Origin of the sequence: Atlantibacter sp. RC6 (assembly GCF_014193285.1) — a bacterium.
Lineage (GTDB): Bacteria > Pseudomonadota > Gammaproteobacteria > Enterobacterales > Enterobacteriaceae > Atlantibacter.
In genome coordinates this window covers 802586-814429 of record NZ_JACHZE010000001.1, presented here as the reverse complement: position 1 = coordinate 814429, position 11844 = coordinate 802586, and the positions used below count along the sequence as shown (strand labels likewise).

Sequence of the window (11844 nt, the reverse complement as noted above, 5' to 3'; positions counted from 1 at the left end):
GATATCTGTTGGGACAGCCAAGGGAAGCTGGCAACAAGATTAACTGCGGGTCAGTACGCGTCGCGCTTCATTGTAGCGCTTGTTCCAGTAGGGCTCATCCATGCTGGAAATCACAACGCCGCTGCTGGTTGATGCATGAACGAACTGGTTATTCCCGATATAGATACCCACGTGGCGCCCCGTAGAGCCTGCGCGGAACAGTACCAAATCGCCGGTACGTAAGCCGTTGCGGGAAATATGTTTACCCATTTCCTGCTGTTCGTAAGTTGAACGCGGCAGCTCTAAACCAAACTGTTCACGGAAGGTACGCTGCACAAAACCGGAGCAATCAATGCCACTACGGGTGCTGCCGCCAAGGCGATAGCGCACGCCTTTCCAGCTAGCGTACTGGTCCATTAAGCGCGATTTGATATCGACTGAACGAACCATCTGTTCAAATTCATCCTGAGAGGCTTGCAGTAAAAAACTATCGTTACTGCCAACTGCATGCGTCTCAGAATGCATATTCTTTGCGGTGTTGGTGGAGCTACAAGCGGAGAGCAGTACCGCAACTGCAATCGCAGGGATTACCCGCAAGAAATATCTCACAATCGGTTGAGATGTGACCATGTTGTTTATTTTCCCTTGAAGTCCTTAACGACAAATATCGTTATAAAAAATGCCAAACGTGACGAGACTAATTAGCGAGGCGGGATGAGACAATTCCGGATGTGCAAAAATGTGGATTAACGCACACTAAGATTACTCATGAGCCACTATTTAACCGTTTGCCAACAAAGCGAAACCGAGATTACCCGATCAACACCCCCATGGCGAGAGCTTTTATCCGATTTTTTATAAGAATTTGTGATGTTAAAAAACAAAAATTATATTTAAACAATTACGTAACATTTCTGCGGTAAAAATAAGCAAGCATTTCATTTTCATGACAAATTTTGCGTTTACTATTTAAGCTAAATTTCGATGCGCAATAAAAAACCGCCCTTGCTAAAGCCGCAAATGGCGGTTTATTTTCTGAACAATTTACTGACTATTCGGAATCTGTTTATTCTTACCCGGTAAATAATAGTTCAACTGCGTGATTATTTTATCGCTTAGCGGCGTTAATAGTACCCATGGAAGCCCTACTAAAATTACGGATAACGATCCCACGAATATATCGGTAAACCAGTGCGCGCCAATCATCATGCGCGGCAGGGAAAAAACCACAAAAATAACCAGGGAAATAGCAAAGGCCCGCGCGCCGAAATAGCGCAGCATGAATCCACAAAAGATCATCAGCATCATCCCATGATCACCCGGGAAACTGTCTTTCGAGGCGTCTTTAGTGGGAATGTTGAGCAACTCGCTGACCCGATGGATATCGGTGAAAAACAGCGTCGGGCTGTGACGCTGTACCGGCAGTTGTTGGCCGATCTGGTTCAGCACCACCGCCGTCAGCAACATGACCACACCCATGATGACAATCTGGCGGCGGCCATACGGCGTCTGCTTTAGCCAGTACCACAGCATCAGCAACCCCATCGCCACCAGCGAAAACCCGTCAAAGGCGCGATTGTTGGTGATCGCCACCAACCATAAAAACGCGCGACTCTCTACCAGCAGGCTATTGAAATAATGGAATATTCCCGAATCAATGGGAAACCAGAATCCGTGGTTTACCGGCAGCATCCACGAAAAAAACAGCGCAAGGCCGGCGATATTCAATAGCACGATAAGAGGGAGACGCGTTTTCATGATCTTTATCACAGTTGCAGATTACACCCGGGCCACGTTAGTCGGGCTAACTTAAACGAATCTTCAACAAACTTGATTGCAGGGCATTCCAGTCGGCTTGATCGTGGTGAATCAGCTCGATGCGGCTATCCGGCGGCGCGACGTTTTGGGTTTCGATATGCAAATCCAGACCCTGGCGGTTAATTCGCACCAGCCCCTCCGGAATACGCATCACGCCCTTGACCCGGTCCACCGGCGCCAGACGCGCCCATTCCAGCAGGCCGATGGTATCGAACACCGTTTCGCTGTCAAAGATCCAGCCGCAGGCATGATAGCCCTGGCCCTGGTTCAGGTTACGTCGCCAGCGCTGGTGGCTGGCTAAATTCAATGCCGCTAAACCACGCGATGAGGGATGGGCGTGACTGTGCTCCGGGCTGGAGGGCAATTCGCGGGTGTTACGGCGCGGCGCGTCAAGCAGCGCGTTGTCAATGCGCCCCTGGGTAGCGACCACGATCTGACGGTTATCAGCGTGGCTTTCCTGCCACTGTTCCAGCGCCTGCAGCGCGGCGGCGTCGGCGCGGTCCTGCTTGTTGGCGATAATAATGTCGGCGGAGGCCAATTGATCGCGGAAGTTATCATTATCGACGTATTGCGGCTCCAGCAACTGACGGGCATCCAGCAGGCACAGCGTGGCGCGCAGGTCAATCCACGGCTCGTAAACCGGCGCGGTCAGAATATCGAGGATCTGTTTTGGATGCCCCAGCCCGGTGGGTTCAATCAGCAGCCGGTCGGGTTTACCCTGGCGCAGCAGGGTATTAAGACCGACCTGCATCGGTAAGCCATTTACGCAGCACATGCAGCCGCCGGGGATCTCTTTCAACAATGCGCCGCTATCGGCCAGCAGGGCGCCGTCAATGCCCACTTCGCCAAATTCATTCACCAGTACCGCCCATTTCTCAGCGGGGTCTTTATTGGCTAACAGATGAAGAATGGTGGTGGTTTTACCGCTGCCGAGAAAGCCGGTAATGAGGTTGGTTTTAGTCACAGCGGACTCCTGGCGAAACTCAATCGCAAAAAGCGATAACAAAGTGTAGCCGGTCATCCTGGCGAAAAACGAGGACAAAGAGAAGAGGGGGAGCACATTTGCTCCCCAAAACCAGGGATTAACGACGCGCCAGGCGTGCTACGGCGTCGCGCGCGCCGCTGCGGCACAGGTTCTGCCAGGCCGCTTTCAGGGTATGGATAAACACCGGATTAGCAGGCAGATCCTGACCGAAGATCTCTTTCAGACTGAGCAACGCCTCCACGCGCGTGTCCTCGCTGCTTTTCTCGACCTGCGCACGGATTTTATCTACCAGCGGATCGCGGATATCAATCGGCGCGCCGCTGTCATCCACGCCGCTGACGTAGCGCATCCAGCCCGCCACGCCCAGCGCCAGCAATGACCAGTCGCCGCCGTTGGCCAGATGCCAGCGAATACTGTCGAGCATACGCTGCGGCAGTTTCTGACTGCCGTCCATTGCGATTTGCCAGGTCTGATGCTTTAACGCCGGATTGCTGAAGCGCGCGATCAGGCTGTCGGCATAGGCGGTTAAATCCACGCCGGTAATGTGCAGCGTCGGGGCCTGCTCAGTCAGCATCAACTTGCGGGCGGCGGTTTTGAAATTCTCGTCTCGCATACAGTCGGAGATATGTTTATAGCCCGCCAGATAGCCCAGCCAGGCAAGGAACGAATGGCTGCCATTGAGCATTCTCAGCTTCATCTGCTCCCAGGGCAGCACGTCATCAACCAGCTGAACGCCAGTGGCCTCCCATTCCGGGCGGCCTGCGACGAAATTATCTTCCACTACCCACTGAATAAACGGCTCGGCGCTGATGGCGCATGGATCGTTGACGCCCAGAATATCGCTGATCTCCTGTAGCGATTCCGGCGTGGCGGCGGGAACGATGCGGTCCACCATGGTGGCCGGGAAGGAAACGTGTTGCGCAATCCATTCCGCCAGCGCTGGCGAGCGCTTTTGCGCCATGCCGATCACCGCCTGGCGTACCACGTGGCCGTTTTCCGGAATGTTATCGCATGACAGTACGGTAAAGGGATTAAGCCCGCGCGCCTGGCGTCGCGCCAGCGCTTCCACCAGCAAGCCGGGCGCAGAGTGCGGGGCATGCGGGTTTTCCAGATCGTGGATAATGCGTTCGTTGGTCGCATCAAGCTGCCCGCTGGCCGGGTCGATGCAGTAGCCTTTCTCGGTAATAGTCAGGGAGACGATCGCCACCTGCGGCTCGCAAAACTTCTCAATAATGGCCTCAAGGCCGTCCAGCTTCGCATTCAGACATTCGTTCACTGCGCCAACCACAATCGCGGTATTCCCGTCAGCGCCTTTTTCCAGCACGGTAAACAGATGATCCTGCTCGCGCAGCGCGCTCATCAATGTATCGCCGCTGAACAGGCTGATTTCGCAAATCCCCCAGTCGCCGCCGTTTTTGCGCAGCACCCGGTCCGTCAGTAACGCCTGGTGCGCGCGGTGAAACGCGCCGAAGCCGAGATGCACAATGCGGCTTTTCAGCGCGCTGCGGTCGTAATCCGGCGTCTGCACGTCGGCTGGAAGCGTTGCGGTGGCGAGGTTTTTCATTGTTTGCTTTACCTGATTAACCATTAATTAACATCACCAGTGTAAAGTTATACGACAGCAATGTGAATTGGTGTGCCGGGATAATCTGTAGACTGTGAAGGGGATCATGCAATAACGCCGGGCATGGGAACAGAAAGGCAAAGTGCTGAGGTTAATTGGTATAATAACTTTTGAAGGAAAATGCAGGCTAAATCGATTTAATAACGGGATAGTAACAAACAGGGGCATTGCTGCCCCTGAGGGAATGCTTAATCGGCACGGCCCATATAGCGGCGTTCAGGGATATGCACACGAATTTTATCGCCATTGCTCAGGTATTCCGGCACCTGAATCACCAGACCGGTGGACAGCGTAGCGGGCTTGGTGCGGGCGCTGGCGGACGCGCCTTTAATACCCGGAGAGGTTTCGACGATTTCCAGATCCACCGTCTGCGGCAGTTCCAACGCCAGCAGCTGTTCGTCCCAGGTCAGCACCTGCATATCCGGCATACCGCCTTCAGGAATAAACAGCAGCTCGTCTTCAATCTGCTCTTTGTTGAAGATAAACGGCGTGTAGTCTTCCGCATCCATAAACACGTATTCGTTGCCGTCTACGTAGGAGAAATTCACGAAGCGGCGGGTCAGGCTGACGGTATCGACGATATCATCGCCCTTGAAGCGTTCTTCCACTTTCAGGCCGGTGCGCACATCAGAGAAGCGCATTTTGTACAGTGTGGCGGCACCACGGGCGCTCGGCGCCTGGATATCAATGTCTTTCACCAACAGCAACTTGCCGTTGTAATTGAGAACCATACCTTTCTTTATTTCGTTTGCTCTTGGCATTGGGAAAATCCTGTTAATAGGGTCTTATAAAAGATCGCGTCAAACTACTCGTGGCTTGCGATTGTGGCAAGCGGATTTGTATTTGCTGTAAAAGTCATAGTGCCAGGGGCGACAGCCTGTTAAAGTCGCCGCTCGATACTGACCCGGAGCCCCGAATGGAATGCCGCCCAGATTGCGGCGCATGCTGTACCGCGCCCTCTATTTCCACTCCCATTCCGGGTATGCCTCAGGGCAAACCGGCCAATACCCCTTGTGTGCAGCTTGATGAACATCAGCGCTGCAAAATCTTCCTGTCGCCGCTGCGCCCGGCGGTATGCGCGGGGTTAAAACCATCGCGGGAGATGTGCGGCGACGCGCGCCATCAGGCGATGCAGTACCTGATCTGGCTGGAGGCGCAGACCGCGCCTTAAACGTCCTTGATCCGCAGCAAACACCACAGCGTCAGCACGATCATCGCCAGCCCAACGTAGAACACGCTGTGGTAGTTCCAGATTTCAGCAATGATCCCGGCCATCGATCCGGCAATAATCCAGCCGACGCGGGTGGTATTAGTATAAAGCGTGGTGGCGGACCCCGCCTGACCGGGCATTAAATCCTGAAAATAGAGCATACCGATACCCGCCAGAATCCCAATATAGATGGCGTTCAGCAATTGCATCCCCAGCAGCACGATGGGGTGGTGGAACGTCAGCATGCCGATATAAAACAGCAGCCCGGCGACGGTGGCGATGCGCATCAGGAAGCGTTTGCCGCAGCGTCTGGCATAGTAACCGGCAATCAGCATGGTTGGGATTTCCAGCCCGGCCGCCGTTCCCATCATGATCCCCGCCAGTTTTTCCGGATAGTGCAGCTCGTTAATGATGTAGAGCGGCATATTGATGATATAGAGACTGTTGGTGCCCCACATCAGGGTACAGGCGGCGAACAGCAGCAGGGCGTCACGGCGGTTGCTACGCGGCGCTTCGAGTTTGCCACTCACCGGCACCGGCGATTTGCGCATCGACGGCAGCAAAAACCAGACTATCGCCCCGCACAGCACATAGGCGAAGGCCGCGCTGATGTACATCACATCAAAACCGAAACCCATCGCCAGCGCATAGGCGATCGGCGGGCCAATCACCCACGCCAGCGACACCTGGGCGCGCAGAATCGAACTGAACATCACCGCTTCGCGCCCGGTCTTATCGGCATGCTCTCTGGCGAGGGCGAACATCTGCGGGTTAGCCGTTGAGCCAAAGCTGCTCAGGAACACCCCGATAAACAGCAGCACGAAGTAGTTGCGGTTCCAGGCGAACAGCAGGCTGGCGAGCGCGCCCAACAGGCAGCAGGCGAAAATCAATGATTTACGGTCGCCTTTCTTATCTGAACGCCCCGCCAGGAACTGGCTCACCATAATGCCGATAATCGCGCTGCCGCTAAAGAAGAACCCGACCATCGCCGGACGCGCATGAACTTCGGTGGTAAGAAACAGGCTCAGCGTCGGCGTTTGCAATGCGCCAGCAATTCCGGTCAAAAAGGCCACAATTAAGAAAGACGCGGACGTGATATCAAACGTGCGTGGGGGGAGTGCGGTGGTGTTGTTAGACATGTGGGAGCTTCAGGTTTAAGGAAGGTGCGCAGTTTACGCTCAGCGGCAGCAAATAAACAGGGTGTCAGGTCAATTCCTTGCTTTTTTGAACCGCAGTTTCACTGCTGAAACCGTGCTGAAGTTCTGCTGAACTTACCAGAATAATTTCAGCTAAGTTCAGTTTTCAGGCGCTGAAATGTGCGGAAACTCAAAAATCTGACATCCGGTTAACAACAATTCTTGCCAGTTTTCCCGGATGCCTCCACACTCGCGAAACGTTTCAGCGTCGTCTTATTGGCTTGCCACATTGAGAGGGCGCATTTTTTCTCATGATGGCTGAAACGATTCAATTTCAGCGAGCGAGGAGAGTTATGTTCCAGTTATCTGTGCAAGATATACACCCTGGCGCCAGCGCCGGGAGCAAAGACGAGGCGATCCGCCAGGTTGCGGCCGCGCTGGCGCAGGCCGGCAACGTGGCTGACGGCTACGTCAACGGTATGTTGGCCCGTGAACTGCAAACGTCCACCTATTTAGGCAATGGTATCGCCATTCCTCACGGCACCACGGATACGCGCGATCAGGTGCTGAAAACCGGCGTCAAAGTGTTTCAGTTCCCGCAGGGGATTGCGTGGGGCGAAGGGCAGACCGCGTATGTCGCCATCGGCATCGCCGCCAGCTCCGATGAGCACCTGGGTTTACTGCGTCAGCTTACCCACGTGCTGAGCGATGACGACGTGGCTGAACAGCTGAAAAATGCCTCCAGCGCGGAAGAGTTGCGTGCTCTGCTGATGGGTGAAAAACAGCAGGCCTCATTGAAACTGGATAACGATACCGTGCAACTCGACGTCGTCGCCGCTGATTTGACCACGCTCCAGGCGCTGAACGCGGGCCGCCTGAAAGCGGTTGGCGCGGTAGACAGCCGCTTTGTCAGCAATGTTATCAACGATACCCCACTCAATCTCGGCCACGGCATCTGGTTGAACGACAGCGCGGAAGGCAACCTGACGAGCGCCATCGCCGTCAGCCGCAGCGCGACGCCGTTTGAGTTCGACGGGCAGAGCGTGGCGATGCTGTTGACCGTCGCTATGGCGGACAGCCAGCCGGTTAATGTGCTGAAGCGTGTAAGCGATTTGATTATCAACCAGAAAGCCGACCGTCTGGTGAAAGCCGATGGCGCAACCCTGCTGGCGCTGCTGACCAGCGACGACGCGCCGCTGGACGACGTGCTGAGCGCGGAGTTCGTGGTACGTAACGAGCACGGTCTGCATGCCCGTCCTGGCACCGTTCTGGTGAACACCGTTAAACAATTTAACAGCGAGATTACCGTTACCAACCTCGACGGTAGCGGCAAACCGGCAAACGGCCGCAGCCTGATGAAAGTGGTAGCGCTGGGCGTGAAGCAGGGCCACCGTCTGCGCTTCACCGCCCAGGGCGAAGATGCTGAACAGGCGCTGAAAGCGATTGGCGACGCCATCGCCGCCGGTCTTGGGGAGGGCGCAGCATGAGCAGACGTGTCGCCACCATTACCCTCAACCCGGCCTATGACCTGGTCGGCTACTGCGCAGACATCGAGCGCGGCGAAGTAAACCTGGTACGTACTACCGGCCTGCATGCGGCGGGTAAAGGGATTAACGTCGCCAAAGTGCTCAAAGATTTAGGTATCGACGTCACCGTGGGCGGGTTCCTGGGTAAAGACAACCAGGACGGCTTTCAGCAACTGTTCAGCGAGCTGGGCATCGCCAACCGTTTCCAGGTGGTTCAGGGTCGCACCCGTATCAACGTCAAACTCACCGAGAAAGACGGCGAAGTCACCGATTTCAACTTCTCGGGCTTTGAAGTGACCCCTGCCGACTGGGAGCGTTTTGTGAATGATTCCCTGAGCTGGCTGGGCCAGTTCGATATGGTTTGCGTCAGCGGCAGTTTGCCGTCCGGCGTCAGCCCGGAAGCGTTCACCGACTGGATGACCAAACTGCGCAGCCAGTGCCCGTGCATTATTTTCGACAGCAGCCGCGAAGCGCTGGTGGCTGGCCTCAAGGCGTCGCCGTGGCTGGTCAAACCCAACCGTCGCGAGCTGGAAATCTGGGCCGGTAAAAAGCTGCCGGAAATGAAAGATGTGATCGACGCCGCTCACGCGCTGCGCGAGCAGGGTATCGCCCACGTGGTGATTTCTCTGGGTGCGGAAGGGGCGCTGTGGGTTAACGCCTCCGGCGAATGGATCGCCAAACCGCCGTCTTGCGAAGTCGTCAGCACGGTAGGCGCCGGGGATTCCATGGTGGGCGGCCTGATTTACGGGCTGCTGATGCGTGAATCCAGCGAACACACATTACGTCTGGCAACCGCCGTGGCGGCGCTGGCCGTAAGCCAGAGCAACGTCGGTATCACCGACAGACCCCAGTTGGCCGCAATGATGGCGCGCGTCGACCTCCAACCCTTTAACTGACAGCAGGAGAGACATAATGAAAACGCTGCTGATAATTGATCCCAGCCTCGGGCAGGCCCGTGCATACATGGCGAAAACCCTGCTTGGCACGGCGGCTCGCAAAGCGCACCTGGAAATTATCGATAACCCGAACGACGCGGAACTGGCTATTGTGGTCGGCAACGCAATCCCTGCTGACACCGCGCTGAACGGTAAAAAGGTGTATCTGGGCGATATCGATCGCGCCGTGCTGCATCCGGAACTGTTCCTGAGCGAAGCCAAAGGCAAAGCCGCGCCGTACAGCGCGCCGGTGGCGGCGGCAGCGCCAGCCCAGGCCAGCCTGGCGAAAGGCCCGAAACGCATCGTTGCCGTCACCGCCTGCCCGACCGGCGTGGCGCACACCTTTATGGCGGCTGAAGCCATTGAAACCGAAGCCAAAAAACGCGGCTGGTGGGTGAAGGTTGAAACTCGCGGCTCTGTGGGCGCGGGCAACGCCATCACGCCGGAAGAGATCGCCCAGGCGGATCTGGTGATTGTGGCGGCGGATATCGAAGTGGATCTGGCGAAATTCGCCGGGTTACCGATGTACCGCACTTCTACCGGTCTGGCGCTGAAGAAAACCGCCCAGGAGCTGGACAAAGCGGTGGCAGAAGCCAAACCGTATGAAGCCCAACAGGCGGCTTCGGCTTCTTCTCAGGAAGGCAAAAAACAGAGCGCAGGCGCGTATCGTCACCTGCTGACCGGCGTCTCTTATATGCTGCCGATGGTTGTGGCGGGCGGCTTGTGTATCGCGCTCTCCTTCGCGTTCGGTATCGAAGCCTTTAAAACCCCGGATACCCTGGCAGCGGCGCTGATGCAGATCGGCGGCGGTTCAGCGTTTGCGCTGATGGTGCCGGTACTGGCAGGTTACATTGCATTTTCCATCGCGGATCGTCCGGGCCTGACGCCGGGCCTGATTGGCGGCATGCTGGCGGTGAGCACCGGTTCCGGTTTCATCGGCGGTATTCTGGCGGGTTTCCTGGCGGGCTACGTGGCGAAAGCCATCAGCACGAAGCTGAAGCTGCCGCCGAGCATGGAGGCGCTGAAGCCGATCCTGATTATTCCGCTGCTCTCCAGCCTGGTGGTTGGCCTGGCGATGATCTACCTGATCGGCAAACCGGTTGCGGGCATCCTGGCGGGCCTGACCCACTGGCTGCAAACCATGGGAACGGCTAACGCGGTTTTGCTGGGCGCAATCCTCGGCGGTATGATGTGTACCGATATGGGCGGGCCGGTGAACAAAGCGGCTTATGCGTTCGGCGTCGGTCTGCTGAGTACCCAAACCTATGCGCCGATGGCGGCGATTATGGCAGCCGGTATGGTGCCGCCGCTGGCGATGGGGCTGGCGACCATGGTTGCCCGTCGTAAATTCGACAAGGGTCAGCAGGAAGGCGGTAAAGCGGCGCTGGTTCTCGGCCTGTGCTTTATCTCTGAAGGGGCGATTCCGTTCGCGGCCCGCGACCCGATGCGCGTTCTGCCTTGCTGTATCGTCGGCGGCGCGGTGACGGGGGCCATCTCCATGGCGATCGGCGCGAAACTGATGGCGCCGCACGGCGGCCTGTTCGTACTGCTGATCCCGGGTGCGATCACCCCGGTTCTGGGTTATCTGCTGGCGATTGTTGCCGGTACGCTGTTGGCAGGTCTGGCGTATGCCTTCCTGAAACGTCCGGAAGCCGAGCTGAACACCAAAACCGCGTAAGCGGCGCAGTGAGAAAGAGAAAAGGGCAGGTGAGAACCTGCCCTTTTTGCGTTTGATAGCGGCTCAGACAGCCACGGCTTCGTGCTGCTGCGCCCGCAGCCAGGCGATCTCTTGCGCCCAGATATCCGGGTTAATGGTTTCCAGGATCAGCGGGATACCGTCGAAGCGCGCATCGCGCATCAGCCAGCTAAACGGCGTGTGGCCGATATTGCCTTCGCCGAGGCTGTTATGGCGGTCCACCCGGCTGGCAAAGGCGCTTTTGGCGTCGTTCAGGTGCATGCCGCGCAGGTACTTAAACCCGACGATGCGCTCGAATTCAGCAAAGGTGTTTTCGCAATCCGCTTCGCTACGCAAATCGTAGCCCGCCGCAAAGGCGTGACAGGTATCAATGCACACCCCGACGCGCGTTTTATCTTCCACGCCGTCAATAATCGCCGCCAGATGCTCGAAGCGGAACCCCAGGTTGCTGCCCTGTCCGGCGGTATTCTCAATCACCGCCGTCACGCCCTCGGTTTTCGCCAGCGCGATATTGATAGATTCGGCGATGCGCGCCAGGCAGGCCTCTTCGCTAATTTGCTTGAGATGGCTACCCGGATGGAAATTCAGCAGAGATAAACCCAACTGCTGGCAGCGCGCCATCTCGTCGATAAAGGCGTCGCGGGACTTTTCCAGCGCCTCATCCACCGGGTGGCCGAGGTTGATCAGGTAACTGTCGTGCGGCAGGATCTGCCCCGGCTTGAAATTGTGCTGTTCGCAGGCGGCCTTGAAATTATCGATGGTTTCGCCGCTTAGCGGTGCCGCGCGCCACTGGCGCTGGTTCTTGGTAAACAGGGCGAAAGCGTTCGCGCCAATCTCTACCGCGCGGGTCACGGCCTGCTCCACGCCGCCGGATGCGCTGACATGCGCGCCTATGTATTTCATCTTTTTCTCCTGCGTTACCTGCAAAGCACGCT

At 56.6% G+C, this 11844-nt stretch carries 11 protein-coding genes; 4 read left to right on the top strand and 7 right to left on the bottom strand.

Annotation, left to right across the window (positions count from 1 at the left end; all coding sequences use genetic code 11):
* Positions 1-39: 39 nt before the first annotated feature.
* The 5 genes from mepS to yeiP all read right to left on the bottom strand — a co-directional run bounded on the left by mepS (position 40) and on the right by yeiP (position 5167).
* Positions 40-609 carry a bifunctional murein DD-endopeptidase/murein LD-carboxypeptidase gene (gene mepS, locus FHW74_RS03930; RefSeq protein ID WP_183169239.1) on the bottom strand — a complete coding sequence of 190 codons (570 nt, stop codon included), beginning with the start codon at positions 607-609 and terminating at the stop codon, positions 40-42.
* Between the two features lie 414 nt (positions 610-1023).
* A complete protein-coding gene (locus FHW74_RS03925; protein ID WP_183169238.1) occupies positions 1024-1737 on the bottom strand; it encodes a phosphatase PAP2 family protein in 714 nt (237 codons plus the stop codon).
* 46 nt (positions 1738-1783) lie between these two features.
* Positions 1784-2761: a GTP-binding protein gene (locus tag FHW74_RS03920; protein WP_183169237.1), complete on the bottom strand. Its 978-nt coding sequence runs from the start codon at positions 2759-2761 to the stop codon at positions 1784-1786.
* Between the two features lie 118 nt (positions 2762-2879).
* Positions 2880-4346 carry a mannitol dehydrogenase family protein gene (locus FHW74_RS03915; RefSeq protein WP_183169236.1) on the bottom strand — a complete coding sequence of 489 codons (1467 nt, stop codon included), beginning with the start codon at positions 4344-4346 and terminating at the stop codon, positions 2880-2882.
* A gap of 248 nt (positions 4347-4594) precedes the next feature.
* A complete protein-coding gene (gene yeiP / locus FHW74_RS03910; protein ID WP_161660417.1) occupies positions 4595-5167 on the bottom strand; it encodes an elongation factor P-like protein YeiP in 573 nt (190 codons plus the stop codon).
* Between the two features lie 155 nt (positions 5168-5322).
* On the opposite strand from yeiP, the gene FHW74_RS03905 reads away from it, so the two are divergent.
* On the top strand, positions 5323-5577 hold the full coding sequence (locus tag FHW74_RS03905; protein WP_183169235.1) for a YkgJ family cysteine cluster protein: 255 nt from the start codon (positions 5323-5325) through the stop codon (positions 5575-5577).
* Here the strand turns inward: FHW74_RS03905 and setB are convergent.
* Positions 5574-6755 carry a sugar efflux transporter SetB gene (gene setB, locus FHW74_RS03900; RefSeq protein WP_183169234.1) on the bottom strand — a complete coding sequence of 394 codons (1182 nt, stop codon included), beginning with the start codon at positions 6753-6755 and terminating at the stop codon, positions 5574-5576. The two genes, FHW74_RS03905 and setB, sit on opposite strands and share 4 nt — an antisense overlap.
* Before the next feature lie 350 nt (positions 6756-7105).
* Here setB and fruB point away from each other — a divergent pair, with 350 nt between their 5' ends.
* Genes fruB through fruA form a run of 3 tightly spaced genes read left to right on the top strand, consistent with a single transcriptional unit; the run spans position 7106 to position 10891 of the window.
* Positions 7106-8239, top strand: coding sequence for a fused PTS fructose transporter subunit IIA/HPr protein (gene fruB, locus FHW74_RS03895; RefSeq protein WP_183169233.1), 1134 nt, complete (start codon positions 7106-7108; stop codon positions 8237-8239).
* Positions 8236-9174, top strand: coding sequence for a 1-phosphofructokinase (gene fruK / locus FHW74_RS03890; protein WP_183169232.1), 939 nt, complete (start codon positions 8236-8238; stop codon positions 9172-9174). The genes fruB and fruK overlap by 4 nt, the downstream gene beginning before the upstream one ends.
* 16 nt (positions 9175-9190) lie before the next feature.
* A complete protein-coding gene (fruA, locus tag FHW74_RS03885; protein ID WP_183169231.1) occupies positions 9191-10891 on the top strand; it encodes a PTS fructose transporter subunit IIBC in 1701 nt (566 codons plus the stop codon).
* A 63-nt stretch (positions 10892-10954) separates the two neighbouring features.
* Here fruA and nfo read toward each other — a convergent pair whose 3' ends face one another.
* Positions 10955-11812: a deoxyribonuclease IV gene (nfo, locus tag FHW74_RS03880; protein ID WP_183169230.1), complete on the bottom strand. Its 858-nt coding sequence runs from the start codon at positions 11810-11812 to the stop codon at positions 10955-10957.
* Between the last annotated feature and the right edge of the window lie 32 nt (positions 11813-11844).